At 67.3% G+C, this 20,460-nt stretch carries 20 protein-coding genes; 3 read left to right on the top strand and 17 right to left on the bottom strand.

Annotation, left to right across the window (positions count from 1 at the left end; translation table 11 throughout):
• Positions 1-98 precede the first annotated feature (98 nt).
• The gene (locus ACH0BU_RS02250; protein ID WP_136450770.1) at positions 99-485 is read left to right on the top strand and encodes a hypothetical protein; all 387 of its coding nucleotides are present in this window, start codon (positions 99-101) and stop codon (positions 483-485) included.
• A gap of 50 nt (positions 486-535) precedes the next feature.
• On the opposite strand, the gene ACH0BU_RS02255 is transcribed toward ACH0BU_RS02250, so the two are convergent.
• Entirely contained in the window at positions 536-1,264 is a 729-nt protein-coding gene (locus tag ACH0BU_RS02255; protein WP_046409958.1) for a class I SAM-dependent methyltransferase, read from the bottom strand.
• Position 1,265: 1 nt separating this feature from the next.
• Positions 1,266-1,688: a GtrA family protein gene (locus ACH0BU_RS02260; protein ID WP_231621968.1), complete on the bottom strand. Its 423-nt coding sequence runs from the start codon at positions 1,686-1,688 to the stop codon at positions 1,266-1,268.
• A gap of 114 nt (positions 1,689-1,802) precedes the next feature.
• Here ACH0BU_RS02260 and ACH0BU_RS02265 point away from each other — a divergent pair, with 114 nt between their 5' ends.
• Entirely contained in the window at positions 1,803-3,581 is a 1,779-nt protein-coding gene (locus ACH0BU_RS02265; RefSeq protein WP_296219687.1) for an AcrB/AcrD/AcrF family protein, read from the top strand.
• A 15-nt stretch (positions 3,582-3,596) separates the two neighbouring features.
• Here ACH0BU_RS02265 and ACH0BU_RS02270 read toward each other — a convergent pair whose 3' ends face one another.
• From ACH0BU_RS02270 to ACH0BU_RS02285, 4 genes are all read right to left on the bottom strand, one after another.
• A complete protein-coding gene (locus tag ACH0BU_RS02270; protein WP_145120085.1) occupies positions 3,597-4,928 on the bottom strand; it encodes a sensor histidine kinase in 1,332 nt (443 codons plus the stop codon).
• 8 nt (positions 4,929-4,936) lie between these two features.
• Positions 4,937-6,010, bottom strand: a complete 1,074-nt coding sequence (locus tag ACH0BU_RS02275) for a hypothetical protein (protein WP_296219691.1) — start codon at positions 6,008-6,010, stop codon at positions 4,937-4,939.
• Positions 6,011-6,034: 24 nt separating this feature from the next.
• Positions 6,035-7,222 carry a hypothetical protein gene (locus tag ACH0BU_RS02280; RefSeq protein ID WP_296219693.1) on the bottom strand — a complete coding sequence of 396 codons (1,188 nt, stop codon included), beginning with the start codon at positions 7,220-7,222 and terminating at the stop codon, positions 6,035-6,037.
• Between the two features lie 66 nt (positions 7,223-7,288).
• On the bottom strand, positions 7,289-7,582 hold the full coding sequence (locus tag ACH0BU_RS02285) for an Hpt domain-containing protein (protein ID WP_046409952.1): 294 nt from the start codon (positions 7,580-7,582) through the stop codon (positions 7,289-7,291).
• A gap of 83 nt (positions 7,583-7,665) precedes the next feature.
• Between ACH0BU_RS02285 and ACH0BU_RS02290 the strand changes: the two genes are divergently transcribed.
• Positions 7,666-9,972, top strand: coding sequence for a coiled-coil domain-containing protein (locus ACH0BU_RS02290; RefSeq protein ID WP_296219696.1), 2,307 nt, complete (start codon positions 7,666-7,668; stop codon positions 9,970-9,972).
• Positions 9,973-10,044: 72 nt separating this feature from the next.
• Here ACH0BU_RS02290 and ACH0BU_RS02295 read toward each other — a convergent pair whose 3' ends face one another.
• The 11 genes from ACH0BU_RS02295 to nuoI all read right to left on the bottom strand — a co-directional run bounded on the left by ACH0BU_RS02295 (position 10,045) and on the right by nuoI (position 20,459).
• Positions 10,045-10,332, bottom strand: coding sequence for a DUF1467 family protein (locus ACH0BU_RS02295; protein WP_046409950.1), 288 nt, complete (start codon positions 10,330-10,332; stop codon positions 10,045-10,047).
• A 6-nt stretch (positions 10,333-10,338) separates the two neighbouring features.
• Entirely contained in the window at positions 10,339-11,919 is a 1,581-nt protein-coding gene (locus tag ACH0BU_RS02300) for a ribonuclease J (protein ID WP_046409949.1), read from the bottom strand.
• Positions 11,920-12,193: 274 nt separating this feature from the next.
• Positions 12,194-12,994 carry a type III pantothenate kinase gene (locus tag ACH0BU_RS02305; protein ID WP_046410048.1) on the bottom strand — a complete coding sequence of 267 codons (801 nt, stop codon included), beginning with the start codon at positions 12,992-12,994 and terminating at the stop codon, positions 12,194-12,196.
• Positions 12,995-13,005: 11 nt separating this feature from the next.
• Positions 13,006-13,725, bottom strand: coding sequence for a biotin--[acetyl-CoA-carboxylase] ligase (locus ACH0BU_RS02310; RefSeq protein WP_296219699.1), 720 nt, complete (start codon positions 13,723-13,725; stop codon positions 13,006-13,008).
• Between the two features lie 26 nt (positions 13,726-13,751).
• Positions 13,752-15,212, bottom strand: a complete 1,461-nt coding sequence (nuoN, locus tag ACH0BU_RS02315) for an NADH-quinone oxidoreductase subunit NuoN (protein ID WP_046409947.1) — start codon at positions 15,210-15,212, stop codon at positions 13,752-13,754.
• Positions 15,212-16,786, bottom strand: coding sequence for an NADH-quinone oxidoreductase subunit M (locus ACH0BU_RS02320; protein WP_500263664.1), 1,575 nt, complete (start codon positions 16,784-16,786; stop codon positions 15,212-15,214). Before ACH0BU_RS02320 ends, nuoN begins: the two co-directional genes overlap by 1 nt.
• The gene (locus tag ACH0BU_RS02325) at positions 16,783-16,908 is read right to left on the bottom strand and encodes a hypothetical protein (protein ID WP_296221171.1); all 126 of its coding nucleotides are present in this window, start codon (positions 16,906-16,908) and stop codon (positions 16,783-16,785) included. Before ACH0BU_RS02325 ends, ACH0BU_RS02320 begins: the two co-directional genes overlap by 4 nt.
• The gene (gene nuoL, locus ACH0BU_RS02330; RefSeq protein WP_500263665.1) at positions 16,905-19,004 is read right to left on the bottom strand and encodes an NADH-quinone oxidoreductase subunit L; all 2,100 of its coding nucleotides are present in this window, start codon (positions 19,002-19,004) and stop codon (positions 16,905-16,907) included. Before nuoL ends, ACH0BU_RS02325 begins: the two co-directional genes overlap by 4 nt.
• Positions 19,005-19,011: 7 nt before the next feature.
• Positions 19,012-19,314: an NADH-quinone oxidoreductase subunit NuoK gene (gene nuoK, locus ACH0BU_RS02335; RefSeq protein WP_046410045.1), complete on the bottom strand. Its 303-nt coding sequence runs from the start codon at positions 19,312-19,314 to the stop codon at positions 19,012-19,014.
• Positions 19,315-19,322: 8 nt separating this feature from the next.
• A complete protein-coding gene (locus ACH0BU_RS02340; protein WP_046409944.1) occupies positions 19,323-19,934 on the bottom strand; it encodes an NADH-quinone oxidoreductase subunit J in 612 nt (203 codons plus the stop codon).
• A 39-nt stretch (positions 19,935-19,973) separates the two neighbouring features.
• Positions 19,974-20,459, bottom strand: coding sequence for an NADH-quinone oxidoreductase subunit NuoI (nuoI, locus tag ACH0BU_RS02345; protein ID WP_046409943.1), 486 nt, complete (start codon positions 20,457-20,459; stop codon positions 19,974-19,976).
• Between the last annotated feature and the right edge of the window lies 1 nt (position 20,460).

Genomic DNA, 20,460 nt, shown 5'->3' on the forward strand with positions numbered 1-20,460 from the left:
CGTCATAAACACATATGGATCAAGACCATTTACCTTGGCCGGGCGGGAACGACGCCCGCCACGCTGCCGTTGAAGGGCGATCTACAAGGAGAGGCAAGATGCGTTACTTCGCACTATTCGGCGCAGCCGCACTGTTGCTGCCCGCCGTGGCGACCGCACAGACCGCCAGCCCGCAGGGCGGATCGGCGGGCGGCACCGCCGGCCAGACCGGCGCACCCGGCGGTACGATGACCAGCCAGCCGGGACAGGCCGACAGCAGCACTGGCGGCACCACGGGCGGCCAAATGGATCAGCACGGCCAGCATGGCGGTGTGATGGGCCCGCAAGGCAGCGCACCGGGCCGCGTACCCAACAGCCCGACGGCGAACACACCCGACAGGGTGACCGGCACGCCGCCGGTGCGCACCGGCACCAGCACGTCGACCACTGATCCGCGCGGCACCACACCGACGTCCGATCCGCAGGATGCAACGCCGCCGCGTTGACGACCGACCAACACGCTCACCCCGGCGCTCGCGTCGGGGTGCGTTGTGGCTCAGGCCGGTTCGGCCAGCGTGATGATCGAAACGCCCGGCGGCATCGGCAGCCGGCCGACCATATGCCGTTCCAAGCGGAAGATCTTCTCGAACAGCGTGTTCAGCGGCGCGGCGGGTGGCGTATCGTCGCTGTCCTCGCGACCGGTGATCCGGCCCATGATCCGCGCCCCCGCGGCGAGCGGGAACAGCAGCGAGTTGAAATAGCCCAGCTTGCGCGGGCGCAGGCCCGCGGCATCGATCGCCTTAACCAGCGTCGTCTTGGAATAGCGCCGGTGGTGGTGGTTCACCACGTCATGCGCGCTCCACATCCATTGATGCGCCGGCACGGTGATCAGGATCTTGCCACCGGGTGCCAGCCGCGCACGCATCGCCTGCAGCGCGGCGACATCGTCCTCGATATGCTCGACCACATCCAGCACCGCGATCAGGTCGTAATGCGCGTCCGGCACGCCGGGTAGCGCCGGCAGCGGCGCATCGCCCACCGCCTTGCCCAGCCGCTGGCTCGCTACGTCACGCGCCGCCGGATCAATCTCGATCGCATCGACGCGGCCGAATTGCGCCAGCATCGGCAGGTTATGCCCCGTCCCGCACCCGATCTCCAGGATACGCGCCTCTTTCGGCAGCCGCCCCTCGCGCGTCAGATAATCGGCCAGGATGTCGCGGCGCGCGCGATACCACCAATGGGTGGAATCATGTTCGGCCATACGGTCGTAAACGCGGCGATCCATATCAGGAAAATACCCACAGACGGTTGAGCGAGAAGGTGACCAGCGGCGTCACCACCACGATCGGGATCAGCGGCCACCACCAGGGTCCCGCCAGCATCGCATCATCGGTCAGCAGCCACACCCAGAAAGTGTTGACCGCATAGCTGACCAGCGACACCGCGAAAAACTTGGATGCCGACGTCTTCGCCGAGACACCATGCCCGCGAAAGCTCCACTTGCTGTGCAGCACATAGCCGGACAGCATCGCCACCAGATAGCCGGCGATATTGGCGACCTGCTCAGACGTGATCTTGAACGCGGCGAGCGGCGAATAGACCAGCGCATACAGCCCGGTCGCCAGCCCCCCGGCCACGCCAAACCGGACCAACTGCCAGAATGTTTCGCGCATTTCTGCCGAGCCGAACTTGTTGCGAACAGCGTCCACGCCTTGCCCTTTGTGCCGCCTCGGGTAGAGGCGGGCGCCACCGATAGCCCGCCCGGGCCGAACCGGAAGAATGTCGTGGGCGTCTAATGGCCTGCGGTCGGCGAGGAAAGCCCCGTGAACAAGTTGCCCTCATCCTTGTCCGCCGAACTGGACCGGCACTGGATCAAGCTGACCACGATCGCCTGGGTGGTGATCGTGATCTTCTACGTGTGGAAACGGTGGGCGGCGATCCACTGGCTGTCGCTGGCGGACACCGACGACAACATGCGGCTGATGCAGGTGCGGGCGCTGCTTGACGGGCAGGGCTGGTACGACCTGCGCAACTATCGGCTCAACCCGCCGGTCGGCTTCGACATTCACTGGTCGCGCATCGTCGACCTCCCCATCGCCGGGCTGATCCTGCTGCTGCGCCCGTTCGTCGGCGTGGTGGAGGCGGAAAAGCTGGCCTGTGGCATCGCCCCCTTGCTGCCGCTCGGCGTCACGCTGATCGGCCTGGGCGCAACGGTCCGTCGCCTGGTCTCCCCGGTCGCCTGGCCGCTCGCGATCGTGTTCCTGATGGGCTCGACCGTCGCGCTGATGATGTTCATGCCCGACCGCATCGACCATCATGGCTGGCAGCTGGCGATGCTCAGCCTGACCGTCGCCGGGCTGTGCGATCCCGATGGCGCGCGCGGCGGCATCACCGTCGGGCTGGCCAGCGCGCTGTCGCTTACCATCGGGCTGGAGATGCTGCCCTATTGCGCGATGGCGGGCGCGATCATCACGCTGCGCTGGGTGTGGGACGCGGGCGAGCGCCGCCGCCTGCTGGGCTATGCCATCTCGCTGGGCGGCGGATGCGCCGCGGGCTATGTGATCTTTGCGTCTGAAGCCAACCGCGTGATGCGCTGCGATGCCCTCACCCCGATCTGGCTCAGCGTCTTTGTCGCCGCCGGCGCATTGCTGACGCTGCTCGCACTCCTGTCGCCCGAAAAGCGCGCGGTGCGCTTTGCGCTCGCCGCGGTCGCCGGCGCAGTGATCGCGGGCGGCTTTGCCACCCTCTTCCCGCAATGCCTGCAGCGCCCGGAGCAGGTATCGGACGAGCTCTACGCCAATTGGCTCAGCAACGTGCGCGAGGCAAAGCCGATCTATCGCCACGCCTTCCGCACCGGCTTCCCGCTCGCCGCCTTGCCGGTGATGGGTCTGATCGGCGCCGGGATCGCGATCTGGCGCGCGCGGCGCAGCCCGACCCTGATCGGATGGGCCTGCGTCGGCCTGTTCGCCCTGTTCTCCGCCCTGATGCTGCTGTGGCAGGTGCGCAGCGGTCCCGCGGCTCAGGTGATGGCGATCCCCGGCGTCACCGCGCTGGCCTGGATGGTGCTGCCCTGGCTCCTCGGTCAGCGATCGATCTTCGTGAAGGTACTGGCGACCGGCGCCGTCTTCGTCCTCATCTCGGGCATGTTCGCCGGCATGCTGCTGCGCGCGTTGCCGATCGACGTGCCCAAGCCCTATGTGAAGCGCGTCAATCGTGCGACGGGCCTGTGCCTGACCATGCCCGCGATGACTCCGTTGAACCGGATCCCCGCGACGACGATCTTCACCTTCACCGATCTCGGCCCGCGGCTGATCGCGCTGACGCATCACAATGCGATCGCCGGTCCCTATCACCGCAATGGCGACGCGATCCTCGACGTCCAGCACGCCTTCAAGGGCACTCCGGAAGAGGCGCGCGCAATCATGAAGCGGCACGGCGCGACGATGATGCTGGTCTGCCCGAACATGGCGGAATCGACGGTGTATCGCGATCGCGCGCCCGGCGGCTTCTACGACCGGCTGGCGCATGGCGAGACCTTCGAGTGGCTGACTCCGGTGCCGCTGCCCAAGGGGTCACCGCTGCGGCTGTTCCGAATCAACTGAGCCGTCGCCACGCCTTCAGGCGGCGGGCAGGCTCAGCACGAACCGCGCGCCCTCGCCCGGCGCGCTGTCGACCGTCAGATCGCCGCCCATCACTCGCGCCAATCGGCGGGCGATGTAGAGGCCAAGGCCGCTGCCGCCCGGCTCGCTGGTGTCGACGCGCTCGAACTTGGCGAAGACCCGCTCGTGATCCTCGGGCGCAATGCCCTTGCCTTGGTCGGCAACGATCGCGAACACGCGGTCGCCATCGCGCTGCAGCCGGAGCCACACGGTCGAACCGCGCGGTGAATAGCGCACCGCATTGCCGATCAGATTGACCATGATCTGCAGGATGCGGCGGAACTCCCCGCGTACCGGCTGCGGCTCGTCCGTGCCGCCACGATCGATCGTCACGCCCGCATCGGCGGCGCGCACGGCAAGCAGCCCCGCGCCCCGGCGGACAACATCGGCCATGTCGACGATCCCCGCCTCCGCGGCGAAATCCTCGCGCTCGATCGCCTCGATATCGGCAAGGTCGTCGATCAACCCCATCAAATGCCGTCCGGCGCTGGCGATATCGGCGGCGTAATCGGCATATTGCGGATCGATCGGCCCGTCGGCGCCGGCATTGATGCTGTCGGCATTGGCGACGATGCGGCCCAGCGGCGCGCGCAGGATACGATCCAGCCGGTGATTGAACGCGCCGTCCAGCCCGGTGCGCGGCCGGTGATCGGGCCGGATCCCCGCCGGATGCACGAACGCCGCACCGGCAAACCCGGCGAAGGCCCCGCCCCGGTCGCGTCGCACATGTCCCGCCAGCATGAAACGGTCGACGCTACCCGCCAGCACGGCCGGCTGCTCCGCAAAATCGTCGACTGACGCGACCGCCTCCAGCAGCGGCAAGGCGCCATGCGGGTCGCTTTGCAGCGTGAACAACCGCGTCAGCGGCTGGCCCAGCACGCTCGCCGCATCGATTCCGTGCCGCCGTGCCGCCTCGATCGACAGGCGCTGCAGCCGCAATGCCGCGTCCACGTCCCAGGTCCAGTCCGCGCCGGCTGGATACGGCACCGCCAGCGCGGGCTGCACCGGCCGCCACGCAGCACGCTCGCGCAATGGGGAAATCGTCAGCATCGTTGCGCGCGAGCCGGGCTCGACCCGTACCCAGCAATCGATATCCACATCCATGTCGGCGATGGTGACCGCGCGTGAAAGCGGGATCTGCAAGCGTCGCGACAACCGCACCATCGCGGCGATCTGCGGATTGGCGAGCGGCTGCCCCATCGCACCGCCGGCCCGCTCGTTCAGCGTCAGGAACTCGGGGCTGGCCGCGACCAGCCGGTCCGCCGGGTCGACCTCAGCGTGAAGGGTCATGCCTTCGATCACGGCCGTGGGCTACCCTCGACGGCGGCAATCGCGGCGCGGTACGCCGGCGGCAGCGCCAGATCGGCCAGCGCGTCACGCGCGGCCGCGGCGGGAACCGCAGCGATCGTGTCGAGCAGCGCGCCAAACGCTTCCAGGTCGCGCCGCGGATCAACCTCGGCAAGCAGATAGCCAATGCGCGCGATCGCGGCCCGTCCGATGTCGAGCGATCGCAGTGCCAGCCACAAGCGGTGCCCCCCGGGCTCCAGCGTCAGCGCCCGCACGATGCGCGGTGCCACCGCCATCCGCCGCGCCAGCATGGCAACGAACAACGCGACCGACCCATCGTCCAGCGCATCCACCAGCATGATCGCTGGGTCTGACGGCTCGCGGTCGATCAGCCGCGCCAGTTCTGCCGCGCATCGCTCCAGACTGGCGGTCTCGTCGCGGGCAATCAGATGCTGCTCGACCGCCGCGACGATCAGCCGGTCGGCGTCCTTGCCCTCCCCCTGAAACGTCGGCCGCAGCGCCGCGGCGACCAGCCACGCCGCGCGCAGGCCCATTGCGGGGGTCAGCAACTCTCCCGGTCCGGCGTCGCCCGCGGCCGATCGACTTTCCGCCAGGCGATAGCTGCGCGCCGCCGCAGCGACCGCCTGGTCCCGGCCCTCCACCAACCGCGACAGCAGCGGCATCTGCGCCCCGGGCGGCCGATTGGCCCTCAGCGCCTCGCCGAGCAGGTCCTGCCGTGTACGATCCAGCAACTCCCCGATCAGCTCGGGATCGCGCAGCGCGTCACTCGCCGCCAGCCGAGCGATGAGCGGCGCGGCTTCGAAGGAATTGCCGGGCGCTGCCCCGCGCTGCGCCCAGCAACGCGCATGAAGGTCCGCGCCAATCGCGACGATCGTCGACCGCAGCAACAGCCCCAGCCGCGCGCGGGTGCGATCATCAAGCCGATACTCATCCGGCAGGAACAGGTCGTCGATCGTCGCCGCGAGATACCGCCGCGCACCCCGCCCAGCCGCGTCCGCACGCGCCAGCAGCGCGGCAACGTCCGACGGCAGGCCCGGCAGGCCTGGGGGAGAATCGACCGACATGCGCCTGCCCTAGCGCGGTCGGCGTTAAGGCGCTGCTAAGCGCGCGCGTAAAGTTTCGATGGCGAGCGCAAGCGTCACCGTGGCGTAGATTGCCGCTCCGGTCAGCCCCACCATGGGCCAGCCGATCAGCGCGCCGAGCGCCAGCACCAGCAGATAGGCCGAGGGATCACCCCAGAACATCGGGCGATCCGCCGCCACAGCGCGGAGCCCCAGCGCCCCGGCCACGACCAGCGCCAGCGCCACGATCAGCGCAGTGAGCTCGCCCGTTTCGGCGTCGATCGCCCGGCCCAGCACCATCGCTGCGATCGCCGGTACGCCATATGTCAGCGCATCGGTCATCCGCCCCAGCAGCTCCTCGTCGCGCAGCCAAGCAAAGCTGGAGGCGATGGTCGCTGCGATCACGCCCAGCAGCGCAAGAAGAAGCCCCACGGCCGCCTGTCCGGCCCATAACGTGGCGAGCCCGCCCAGCGATACGATCGCCGCACCGGCGGCCATAGCGGCGGTCGGCACGTGGCGCCGCATCAGCGCGGGCAGGCACAGCTTGGCAACCGGCCGCACGATCCACCGCTGGAACCAGCCCGACCGGCTCGCCACCGCTGCGCTCACCACCGCGCGGCTGCGTGTTTCCAGCGTGTCGCGCCGCCGTTCGATCCCGTGCCCCGCGCCGCGTTCGTCGTCGGGCATCTGCAATCGCAGCGCGCCCGATTGCGCCGCCACATGGAGCAGCGCCGATTGCACGTCATAGTCGCGCGGCATGGCGGCGACATCGCCCAGATGGCGGCCATCGAGGCGCGCGATCCCGGCCCACGCATCGCCCCCACCGATCAGCTCATAGGCGGCGTCCGCTTCATCCTCCGCGGCGACCAGCAGGACATCGCCCCCTTCCCGCGCAATCGGATGCAGGATCGCGTCGGTCGTCACCAGCCCGTCAGCCAGCACCAGCAGGTGCGACAGAGGGTGCAGCCGCGCGGCGGCCTCCGCGGCGCTGCGCACGGTATCGACGGTCACGCCGCGCCGGCCGATGCGGGCTACGGCGCCCAGCAATTCGGGGGTGACGCGCGCGACGACGACGACGATCTGCGCCGCGCCCCCGGCGATCAGCAGGCGCGCCTGATATTCCACCACCGTCATCCCCGCGAAGGGCAAGGTGGCGGCCAGCGTCCCGGGCCGGTCGTCGGCTTCCTGTACGGCAAAGATCAGCCCTGCGAGCATCGGGCGCTGTTACGGTCAGTCCCGGACCGGAGCAATCGCGAACCGCGGCCGGACGGGCTTGCTAGCTTACAATCGTGCGATCATCTGCCGCAACTGCTTCACCATCAACGCATCGCCCGCAGGCTTGCGCGCCGCTTCCGTCGCGAGCGCCGCGAGGCGGACGGCACCGAAGCTCGCCGCCAGCCCCTTCAGCCGCCACGCCGCCGCCTGCCACGCCGCGTCATCCTGCGCGCTTTCGATCGCCGCCAGCCCGCGTCGGGCACTGTCGCGAAAGGCAGCGCGCAGCTCCGCGATCAACGCCGGGTCGTCGCCCACCGCCGCGCTCAGCGCCGCATCAATCGCACCGGGATCAACCGCCATGCACATGCCGCTAGCATGCAACGCTTAATCGCAGGTTGCCGCTATTTGCTTTGAGCGACATGATTTCGTGTTACACCTGCGACATGACCGGGGGCCCGACGATCATCGACATGCGCACGCGCAAACCCAGCGACGCAGCAATGCACAACATGGAGGAATCTCCAGCCGTGATCGCCGAGCAGGTAACCGTGGAAAACCAGGAAGCTATATACCTGCCTGAGGGCGTGGAGCCGGTATCGCCGTGGCGGACCATCGGGCCGGTCGCGCTGGTCGGGGTATCGCTTATCTGGGTCGCGGCGCTCGTCTGGCTGGCGCGCGGTGACCTGGCCGCCATGTCCGCATTGGATCTGGCGCAGTTCGGCGCCGCGCTGGTGGCCGTTCCCGCGCTGGCAGGGATCATCTGGCTGGTCGCGCTGCGCACCAGCCGTGCGGAGGCCGAGCGGTTCGGCGCCACGGCCGCCGCCATGCGCGAGGAGGCCGCCGCGCTCGAACGCACCGTCGCCTCGCTGGCCGCCGCGCTCGATGCGAACCGGGACAAGCTGGCCGAGCAGGCCAGGCAGCTGAGCGCGCTGGGCGACAGCGCGACGGCGCGGCTGTCCTCGATCGGCCGCGGCCTGTCGGAGGAGATCGACCAGGCCGATGTCCACGCCCGTTCGCTGGCGGAGGCCGCGACCACGGCGCAGAACAGCCTGTCGGTGCTGCTCGCCACCATGCCCAAGGCGCAGAGCGAGGCTGAGGGGCTGACCACCCGCATCGAGAATGCCGGGCTGGCCGCCGGGCAGCAGGCGGCGGCGCTCGACGCGCAGATCGTCGCGCTGGCGGAGCGTGGCCGCGAGGCGGAAGCGGTCGCTGGCGGCGCGGCGCAGAAGCTCGCCGCGCACATCGGCCGGATGGAAGCGACCAGCGAGACTGCCGGGGCGAGGCTCGAGGCGGTCACCGGCGAAATGTCCGCCGCGGTCGACGCACTGCTTGATCGCACCGCACAGGCGATCGATGAATCGCGCAAGGGGATCGCGGCGCAGGCCGACGCGATGCTGGCGATGGTCGGCACCAACCAGGCCGCGCTTGACACCGCGGCGCGCGAAAGCGCGGAGTCGCTCGCTGAGCGGATCGCGGTGATCGAGGTAGTGATCGATCGCATCACCGAACGGCTGGATCAGCAGCGCCATGCCAGCGACGGGCTGATCGGCGATCTCCAGGGCGCGCTCGGCGGGATCGAGGATCGCCTCGCCCGCCTGCACCAGCAGGGTGTCGAACGCTCGCAGATGCTCGCCGCGTCGATTTCGGCGCTCGGTGGCTCGGCCGACGCGATGACCCAGGCGCTGGCCGCTGGCGACGCCATGGCGGGTCGCGCGATTGAAACCACCGAAGCGCTGCTGCTCGCGCTCGATTCTGCCACGCGCGAGATCGACGAGACGCTGCCGGCCGCGGTCGATCGGCTCGACGACCGCGTTGTCGCCGCCAAGGCGGTCGTGGTCGCCGCCAAGCCGGAACTCCTCGCGCTCGTCACCGCTGCGGAAAGCACCCATGAAGCGATCGAGGCGATTGCCCAGGTCATCGCCGAACAGCGCGGCAACGTCGACTCGCTGACCGGCACATTGCTTGAAACGCTGGCGACCGGCCGCGCGAAGGCGGACGCCATGGGCCAGATGGTCGACGAGGCCGCGGACCGCGCCAACCGCTTCGCCGAAGAGGCCGCCCCCCGCCTCATCGAAATGCTGCTTCGGGTGCGGGACACCGCCACCCAGGCGGCGGAGCACGCCCGCGAGGTGCTGGCGCGCGTCGTGCCGGAGGCCGCCGACGCGCTCGAAAAGTCCGGTGCTGCCGCGCTCCGCCGCGCCGTCGATGCCGGCCTCGACCAGCAGATTGCGCAGATCGCCAGCACCGCCGATGCGGCGGTGGGTGCCGCCACCCAGGCCGCGGCGCGTCTCGATCAGCAGCTACAGGCGATCCACGCGCTGACCGTGGCGGTTGACGAGCGCATCGACACCGCGCGCACCGAGCGTGAGCAGCAGGAGCAGGAAAGCTTCGCCCGACGCGCCGCGCTGCTGATCGACTCGCTAAACTCGTCCGCGATCGACATCACGCGCAACTTCGCCACCGATGTCGCCGACAGTGCCTGGGCGGCCTATCTGAAGGGCGATCGCGGCGTCTTCACCCGTCGTGCCGTCCGCCTGCTGGGCGATGTCGAGCATCGCGAGATCGCGGCGCTGTATGACGAGGATGAGGCGTTCCGCGATCAGGTGAACCGCTACATTCATGATTTTGAGGCGATGCTGCGCACAATCCTGGCGCAGCGCGACGGCTCGCCGCTTGGCGTGACGTTGCTGTCGTCGGATATGGGCAAGCTCTACGTCGCGCTCGCCCAAGCGATCGAGCGGCTGCGCTGACCCGCGGCACCCCGCCGCATCGGCACACAAGAAAGAGCGCAGGGGCGGTCGCCGCTCCTGCGCTTTTTCGTATCAATCGACGGTCGAGGTCCCGATCCCGTATTTGGTCATGTCGACCATGTCAGGCGTGATCCAGCCGTAGAGGTAATTGGCGAAGAACAGCGCGAACAGCACCGTTGCGACGATCGTGACGCGCAGGGCAGTGCGCCCGGCGGCAAATTGATGCGGCGCGCTGTCTGCCTGGCCGGGCACATGTTCCTCGCCCGCTTCCGCGCTGGTGCGCACCCCGAACGGCAGCACCAGAAACACGGAGAACGCCCAGAACAGGATGTAGATCGCCAGCGCCGACGTCCAGTTCATCGCTCGTCAGACCTCCAGCAGCAGAACATCGACCACGGGCTTCTTGCCCGTCCAGCGGGTGGCACAGCGCCGAACCGCGAGGCGAATGTCCTCCCGCAGGCGATCCATGTCACGCGCGCCGCCCGAAACCGCCTCGGCTGCGGCGTCCTCGGCATCGGCGATGAAGGCGTCGCGCTCTTCCTCGACCGGAATGCCCTGCAAGCGGACCTGCGGCGATCCGGCGACGCGCCGGTTCTTGCCCACCGCCACCGCGACGGAGATCTGGCCATGCAGGCTGATCCGGCGACGTTCGTTGATCGTGCCGCCATCCGCCGGCAGGATCACGTCACCGTCCAGCACCAGTCGCCCGACCGGCGCATGGCCGATCTTGGCAGGGGCGCCCGGGGCCAGCCGCACCAGGTCGCCATCGTTCTGCACCAACGTCTCGGGAATCCCCTTCGACAGGCCGAACCGCGCATGCTCCATCAGGTGGCGCATCTCGCCATGCACCGGCACCAGGATGCGCGGCCGCAGCCAGCCGTACAGCGCCTCCAGCTCGGGCTGTCCGGGGTGGCCGGACACGTGAACATGCGCCTGCTTCTCCGTCACCATCTTCACGCCGCGTCCCGCCAGCGTGTTCTGGATCCGGCCGATCGCGACCTCATTGCCGGGGATCTGCTTGGACGAGAAGATGACCGTGTCACCCGACTCCAGCTTGATCGGGTGGTTGCCCGTCGCAATCCGCGCCAGCGCAGCGCGATCCTCGCCCTGGCCGCCCGTCGCCACCACCAGCACCTTGTTGCGCGGCATCCGCATCGCCTCCTCGGGCGACACGGTATCGGGGAAGTCCTTCAGATAGCCGCAGGCGCGCGCGACCTTGATGATCCGGTCAAGCGAGCGCCCCGCAACGCACAGCGCCCGCCCAGTCTCGACGGCAACCTGCCCCAGCGTGTGGAGGCGCGCCGCGTTGGAAGCAAAGGTCGTCACCACCACGCGGCCCCGTGCGGCGGAAATCGCCTCCAGCAGGCCGGTCTGGACCGTGCCCTCCGATCCCGACGCCTCGGCATTGAAGACATTGGTCGAATCGCACACGAGGACGTCGATGCCGCGGTCGCCGATCGCCGTCAGCTGCTCGGGCGAGGCGGGCGTCCCGATCACCGGCGCCGCATCCAGCTTCCAGTCGCCGGTGTGGAACACCCGGCCCGCGGGCGTCTCGATCACCAGCGCATTGGCCTCTGGGATGGAGTGCGACATCGGCACGAACTCGAACCCGAACGGTCCGACGCGGAACGCCTCGCCCGGCTGGATCACGCGGATCTTCACCCGGTCGGCGATCCGCTCCTCCTCCAGCTTGTGCCGGATCAGGCCCGCGGTGAACGGCGTCGCATAGATCGGCACGCCCAGGTCATCAGCCAGATACGGCAGCGCGCCGATATGGTCCTCATGGCCGTGCGTGATGACGATGCCGTCCAGCGTGTCGAGCTGATCCTCGATGAAGCTCAGGTCCGGCAGGACCAGGTCGATCCCCGGATATTGATGGTCGGCAAAGGTAACGCCGCAATCCACCATCACCCACCGGCCATCATGGCCGTACAGGTTCACGTTCATCCCGATTTCACCTGAGCCGCCGAGGGCGCAGAAGAGCAGTTCGTTCTTCTTCTTGGAAATGATCTCAATCCTTCACTGCCCGCGAAGCAACGCCCGGCGGGTAGGCGCACGCTCCGGCGCGCCGTTTCACGCGACCTCCAATATGGGGGAGGCCTTCCCCAATCCCGTCCCCCGCTTTGTCCAGCGGGCGCCTAATGCTGCTGCCGATAGGGCCGTCGTCTCGACGCCGGTATCGTAGCCGGCGGGCAACCTTGCCCTTCAGCGGCAGAGAAACTCACGCAGCAATATGGGCGCGCTCCCACATGATCGCCAGCCCCTGGATCGTCAGGTCGGGCTCGATCGCGTCGAACACGTCGGTATGCTGCTCGAACAATGTCGCGAGGCCACCGGTGGCGATCACCTTGGCGGGCCGGCCGATCTCCGCCTTCATGCGGCTGACCAGCCCCTCGATCATGGCGATATAGCCCCAGTAGATGCCGATGTTCATCTGATCTACCGTGTTGCGGCCGATCACGCCGACATTGCCCTTGGGCGCCTCGATGGCGATCCGCGGCAGCTTCGCCGCGGCATTGACCAATGCGTCGAGCGACAGGTTAATTCCCGGCGCGATGATCCCGCCCTTATAGGCGCCGTTGAAGTCGGACACGTCCAGCGTCGTCGCGGTGCCGAAATCGATCACGATCAGGTCACCCGCGTGCAGCGCATGCGCCGCAATCGTATTCACCGCGCGGTCCGCACCCAGGCTTTGCGGCTCGTCAACGTCCAGCGCGACGCCCCATTCCACCGGCGGCCGTCCGGCGATCAGCGCATCGGTGCCGAAATATTTGCTCGAAAGCACTTCCAGGTTGTGCAGCGCGCGCGGCACCACCGTGGAGATGATCACCCCGTCGACATCGCTGCGCTGATAGCCTTCCAGCGCCAGCAGCTGGCTCAGCCAGACGGCATATTCGTCGGCGGTACGGCGCGGGTCGGTGGCAATCCGCCACCGGGCGCGGATCTCACGGCCGCCCTCTGGCCGCAAGGCGATCAGCGCGAACACCACATTGGTATTTCCCGCATCAACCGCGAGCAGCATCATCCCCTCCCCTACACCAGGAACACGTCGGCCGCGTGAATGACACGCGTGGTTCCATCCGCCAAGCGCAGCCGTAGCGCGCCGTCGCTGGCCAGACCATCATATTTGCCGGCAACCGACGTCCCGTCGGACAGGTTGGCAATCAGCGGCGTACCCGGCGCATGCGCCTGCCGCTCCCACCGCGCGATGACCGGCGGCAGCCCGTCACGGCGCCACGTCTCCAGCCATGTCGCGAAATCTGCCACCAGATGCTCGAACAGCTCGGCAGCGGAGTGGACCCACAGCCGGCCGGCAAGGCTGGCGGTCTGCCGCCCCTCGATCGACGGATGGCTCGACAGATTGACGCCAAAACCAGCGACGATCGCATCGCCGTGCCGCTCCAGCAGGATGCCGGCAAGCTTGGCGTTCTCGAGCAGCAGGTCGTTGGGCCATTTGATCGTGACGGTCGGGCAGCCGAGCGTCCCGATCGTGTCCGCCAGCGCGACCGCGCACACCAGCGCCAGCGACGCGGCGGGCGGGTCATCGGCCCGCACCCGCACCAGCGTGCTGGCATAGACATTCCCGATCGGGGAGCTCCAGGCCTTCCCCTGCCGCCCGCGCCCGGCGGTCTGCCGCTCGGCACGCAGCCAGCTCCCTTCCGGGGCGCCGGCCGCGGCGAGGGCCAGCATGTCGGCGTTGGTGGAGCCGGTTTCCGCGACCGTGCGGATGCGGTCGCCCGCCGTGCCCTTCACCGCGACACCGTCACGCCGCTGAACCGTCAGAACAGCGCCTGCGCAGCGTTGATCGACCAGGCACTGAGCAGCGGGATGGCCAAATAGCCGAGCGGCGACACGGCCACTGCCGCGACAGCGATCATCCCGCCCTCCAGCTTGTCACCCTCGCCAAACGGCACCGTCGGCTCGTCGAAGTACATCGTCTTGACGACGCGCAGGTAATAATAGGCACCGATCGTGCTCGCCGCGATGCCGATGACGGCCAGCGGGAACAGCCCGGCGCGCACCGCCGCATCGAACACCGCGAACTTCGCCCAGAAGCCGAACAGCGGCGGAATGCCAGCCAGGCTGAACATGAAGATCGCGAGCCCGGCCGCCAGCCACGGCCGCGTGCGCGACAGGCCCGACAGCGACGCCAGCGTCTCCACCGGCTGTCCTTCGGGCGTGCGCATCTGCAGCACGACCAGGAACGAGCCCAGCGTCATGATGACGTAGATCGTCATATAGGTCAGCACGGAGGCGACGCCCTCGGGCGTGCCCGCGGCAAGACCGATCAGCGCGAAGCCAACGTTGTTGATCGACGAATAGGCAAGCAGTCGCTTGATGTTGCTCTGGCCGATCGCGGCAACCGCACCGAAGATGATCGAGGCGAGCGCCGCGAAGATCACGATCTGGCGCCACTGGTCCTCGGCCGGGCCCATCGCCTCGATCGCGACACGAACGGCGAGTCCGACGGCGGCAACCTTCGGCGCCGAGGCGAAGAAGGCAGTGACCGGCGTCGGTGCGCCTTCGTACACGTCCGGGGTCCACATGTGGAACGGCACGGCGCTGATCTTGAAGGCGATGCCGGCGAACACGAAAACCAGGCCGAACATCAGGCCGATCGACCGTCCGTCACCGCTCAGCGGCGATGCGGCATAGGCGCCGGCGATTTCGTCGAACATGGTCGAACCGGTGAAGCCGTACACCAGGCTGATGCCATAGAGCAGGATGCCGCTCGCCAGCGCGCCGAGCACGAAATACTTCAGGCCCGCCTCAGCCGACCGTTGGTCCTGCCGCATGAAGCTGGCGAGGACATAGGCGGCAAGGCTCTGCAACTCGAGGCCGATGTACAGCGTCAGCAGATCGCCCGCCGACACCATCACGCCCATGCCGATTGCCGACAGAAGGATCAGCACCGGATATTCCGGGCGCAGATTCTCGCCTGCCGTCCGCTCGAAGAAGCGCGGCGCGAGCAGGATCGCGACCGCCGCGGCGAAATAGATCAGCACCTTGGCGAAACCGGCAAAGGCATCCGCGCGGTACATGCCGTCGAACGCAGCGCCGCCGTTGGTTGCCGGGCCGATCAGCGCCAGGCACGCGCCGCCAAGGATCGCCACCGCGGTCCAGGACACGGCGCGCGTCGACGCGGAGCCGCCCCACGCAGCCACCAGCATCAGTGCCAGCGCACCCAGCGCCAGCACGATCTCGGGAAGGGTCATCGCGACCTGCGATGCGTAGTCCATCAATGCGTCTCCCCATGGGCGTCAGATACAGCAGCAGAAGAACCGGCGGCCGAATGGCCCGCACCATGCGCGGCAGGCGCCACGCCAGTACCCGGCGTGGGCAGTGAATCGCCCGCCGGACGATCACGATCGATCCGGGCAAGCAGGCGCTCGGTGTCGGCACGCATCGGGGCAATGAAGCTTTCCGGATACACGCCCATCCACAGGACGACCGCGGCGATCGGTGCCAGCAGCCACATCTCGCGCGCCGACAGGTCGGGCATCGCGCGCACTTCCTCCGACTTGATCTCACCCCACACGACGCGACGGTACAGATACAGCATATACGCCGCGCCCAGGATGATGCCGGTCGTGCACAGCAGCGCGATCGTGGTCGACACTTGATAAGTGCCCATCAGTGCCAGCAGTTCGCCCGGGAAGTTGCTGGTGCCCGGCAGGCCGATCGAGGCCATGGTGAACAACAGGAACAGGATCGCGTAGCGCGGCATGTTGTTGGCGAGGCCACCGTAACGCGAAATCTCGCGGGTGTGCAGCCGGTCGTAGATGACGCCGACGCACAGGAACAGCGCGCCCGACACCAGGCCGTGGCCCAGCATCACCAGCATCGCACCCTCGATGCCCTGCGCGTTGAACGCGAACAGGCCGATCGTCACGATCGCCATGTGCGCGACCGACGAATAAGCGATGAGCTTCTTCATGTCGGACTGCACCAGCGCGACAAGGCTGGTGTAAATCACCGCGACTGCGCTCAGGCCGAACACCAGCCACACCAGCGATGCGGACGCCTCCGGGAACATCGGCAGGCTGAAGCGCAGGAAGCCATAACCGCCCAGCTTCAGCAGCACGCCCGCCAGGATCACCGACCCCGCGGTCGGCGCCTGCACGTGCGCGTCGGGCAGCCAGGTGTGCACCGGCCACATCGGCATCTTCACGGCGAAGGAGGCGAAGAAGGCGAGCCACAGCCACGTCTGGACGTCCGGCGGGAAGTCATAGTTCATCAGCACCGGGATCGACGTCGTGTCGGCGGTGATGCTCATGTAAAGCATGGCGATGAACATCAGCAGCGAGCCGAGCAGCGTGTACAGGAAGAACTTGTACGACGCGTAGATGCGGTTCGCCCCGCCCCAGATGCCGATAATCAGGAACATCGGGATCAGGCCGGCTTCAAAGAAGATGTAGAACAGGAAGATGTCCTGCGCCGCGAAGGTGCCGATCATCAGCACCTCGGTCAGCAGGAACATCGCCATATATTCCGGCACGCGCTTTTCGATCGCCTGCCACGATGCCCCAATGCAGATCGGCATCAGGAACACGCTCAGCATGATCAGCAGCAGCGCATAGCCATCGATGCCCAGCGCCCAGGCGAACCGCCCGAACACCGGCGCATATTCGACGAACTGCCACTGCGCCCCGCCGATGTCGAAGCTGAGCCACAGGATGACGCCCAGCGCGAGATTGGCCAGCGTCGCCGCCAGGGCGAGCCAGCGCGCGCTCTGGGCGGACAGGAAGAAGCAGGCGATCGCGGCAATGGCCGGGATCGCGAGCATCACGGAAAGGATCGGGAAACCGGTCACTTCGCCCCCAACAGACCGTTCGGGCCGAACGTCACGACGTCCAGCCCTGCCCCTTCGAACGGGGTGAAGAAGTACAGCGCCTTGCCAGGCTCGGCGCGAACGAAAGAAGCGGCGTGGGTCATCCTGCGATCACCCAAGTTACCGCGGCGGTGAGGCCGATCAGCATCACGAACGCATAGGTATAGACGTAGCCCGTCTGGATCCGCCCGGCGACGCGGCTCGACTGAGCCACGATCCAGGCCGATCCGTTCGGCCCGAAGCGGTCGATCGTACCTTCATCACCCTTGTGCCACAGGAAGCGGCCGATGGCGAAGGACGGGCGCACGAACAACAGGTCGTACAGCTCATCGAAATACCATTTGTGGGCGATGAAATTGTACAGGACGTCGAACGTCGTGGTGAACCGCTTCGGTATGTCGGTCCGCCAGATGTAGGCGATCCATGCCAGCGCCAGGCCGATGATCATCACGATCGTCGCGGCCAGTTTCACCAGCAGCGGCACCTCGTGCATCTCGTGCGCCAGATGCTCGTTGAACGCGAGCGACCCGCGCCAGAACGCCTCGCCCGCCTCCGGCTCGATGAACCAGTAATGGAACACATAGCCGGCGAGCACCGCGCCGATCGACAGGACGATCAGCGGGATCAGCATGACCAGCGGGCTCTCATGCGGATGATAGCCAGCGGTGCCGGTCGGCACGTCATCGGTGTCCGCGCCATGCGCGTGCGGCGAATGGCCGGCATCCTCATGCGCGACACCGCCACCATGCGCCTCCGCGGCATGATCGTCCGCGTCATGGACGGGATGATCATGGTGATGGTCGTGCACCGCGTGCTGGATATGCTCCGACCCGGCCCAGCGCGGCTTGCCCCAGAAGGTCAGGAACATCAGGCGCCACGAGTAGAAGCTCGTCAGCAGCGCAGCGAAGGTACCGACCCAGAAGGCGCCCTGCCCGCGGCCCGATGCCCAGGCCACTTCAAGGATCGCGTCCTTCGAGTGGAAGCCGGCAAAGCCACCGATGCCGTAGATGCCCACGCCCGTGATCGCCAGCGTACCCAGCATCATCGCCCAGAAGGTGATCGGGATATGCTTACGCAGGCCACCGTAGAAGCGCATGTCCTGCTCATGGTGCATCGCATGGATGACTGAGCCGGCACCCAGGAACAGCAGCGCCTTGAAGAAGGCGTGCGTGAACAGGTGGAACATCGCCGCGCCATACGCACCAACGCCCGCGGCGAAGAACATATAGCCGAGCTGCGAACAGGTCGAATAAGCGATCACGCGCTTGATGTCGGTCTGCGTCGTGCCGACGGTCGCGGCGAACAGGCAGGTCGCGGCGCCAACGCCGGTGACTACCATCAGCGCGGTCGGCGACGCTTCGAACATCGGCGACAGGCGGCAGACCATGAAGACGCCCGCGGTGACCATCGTCGCCGCGTGGATCAGCGCCGACACCGGGGTCGGGCCTTCCATCGCGTCCGGCAACCAGGTGTGGAGGCCCAGCTGCGCCGACTTGCCCATCGCGCCGACGAACAGCAGCAGACAGATCACCGCCATCGTGTCGAAGCGATAGCCAAGGAAGCCGATCGTCGAGCCGGCCATGCCCGGCGCCATCTCGAGGATGGCGGGGATCGAGACGGTGTCGAACACCAGATAGGTGGCAAAGATGCCCAGCATGAAGCCAAGGTCGCCGACACGGTTGACGACGAATGCCTTGATCGCCGCCGCCTGCGCGCTCGGCTTCTTGAACCAGAAACCGATCAGCAGATAGCTGGCGAGGCCGACGCCTTCCCAGCCGAAGAACATTTGGATCAGGTTGTCGGCCGTCACCAGCATCAGCATCGCGAAGGTGAACAGCGACAGATAGGCGAAGAACCGCGGCTGATCCGGGTCCTCGCTCATATAGCCCCAGCTATAGAGGTGAACGAGCGCCGAGACGCTGGTGATCACCACCAGCATCACGCTGGTCAGCGCGTCGACCCGCAGCGTCCAGGACGCGTCAAACGTGCCGGAGGTGAGGAAGTGCAGCACCGGCGTCACGCTGGCGCTCATCCCGCCCGACATGAAGCCGAGGAAGATCGGCCACGACAGCGCGCAGGAGATGAACAGCGCGCCCGTCGTCACGCCCTTGGCGACGACGCCGGGGATCGACTTGTTGCCGAAGCCAGCGATGATCGCCGCGAGCAGCGGCAGGAATACGATGAAGAGGATCGAGGTCACGGGTCGTTCAGCCCTTCATCCGGCTGGGATCATCAACCGAGATCGAGCCCCGGCCACGGAAGAAGATGACGAGGATCGCCAGACCGATCGCCGCCTCGCCGGCAGCCACGGTCAGCACGAACATCGCAAAGACCTGCCCCACCAGATCGCCCAGCGCCGAGGAGAAGGCGACGAGGTTGATGTTCACCGCCAGCAGGATCAGCTCGATCGCCATCAGGATGACGATGATGTTCTTCCGGTTGAGGAAGATGCCCAGCACCCCGGTCGTGAACAGCAATGCCGCCACGACGAGGTAATGGACCAGACCGATTCCGCCACTCACAGCTTCACCCCCTGCCCGATTTCCGGCCGCACGTTACGCGTCGCATCCTGCGGACGCCGCGCGATCTGCTGCGCGATGTTCTGCCTGATGACCCCGCCACGCTGGCGATGCGTCAGCACGATCGCGCCGATCATCGCGACCAGCAGCACCAGGCCCGCCGCTTCGAACACGAAGAGGTAGCGGGTGTACAGCAGGTTGCCGATCGCCTGGACGTTCGGGATGGTCGGATCGATCGGCGCACCGCGGCGTGCCAGGTCAACCCCGCCCTCGCTCCATGCGCCGACCCCGATGATGATCTCGCACACCAGCGCCACCGCCAGGACCAGGCCGATCCCGAAATAGCGCACGAAACCAGCGCGCAGCTCGGCGAAGTCGATGTCGAGCATCATGACCACGAACAGGAACAGCACGGCGACCGCGCCGACGTAGACGATGACGAGCAGCATCGCGATGAACTCGGCGCCGACCAGCACCATCAGGCCCGCGGCGTTGAAGAACGCCAGGATCAGCCACAGCACGCTGTGCACCGGATTGCGCGAGGCAATCGTCATGACGCCCGAAACGAGCACCACGATCGCGAAAAGGTAGAAGGCGAGGGCCTGGATCATGCCGACACCTGGAAAAGCCGTTGAATCATCGCGCGCCGCCTATCGATATGCCGCGTCCGCGGCAATGTTTGCCGCAATCGCGCTTTCCCAGCGATCCCCGTTATCGAGCAGCTTGGCCTTGTCGTAGATCAGCTCCTCGCGGGTCTCGGTCGAGAATTCGTAGTTCGGCCCTTCGACGATCGCGTCCACCGGGCAGGCCTCCTGGCACAGCCCGCAATAGATGCACTTGGTCATGTCGATGTCGTAGCGCGTCGTCCGGCGGCTGCCGTCGTCGCGCGGCTCGGCCTCGATCGTGATCGCCTGCGCCGGGCACACCGCCTCGCACAGCTTGCATGCGATGCAGCGTTCCTCGCCATTGGGATAGCGGCGCAGCGCATGCTCCCCGCGGAATCGCGGCGAGAGCGGGTTGCGCTCGAACGGATAGTTGATCGTCGCCTTGGGCTTGAAGAAATACCTCAAGGTCAAAGCGTGCGCCTTCACGAACTCCCAGAGGGTGAAGGCCTTGATCGTCGAAGCGATACCCATC

This window comes from Sphingomonas olei, assembly GCF_045369765.1.
GTDB lineage: Bacteria > Pseudomonadota > Alphaproteobacteria > Sphingomonadales > Sphingomonadaceae > Sphingomonas > Sphingomonas panaciterrae.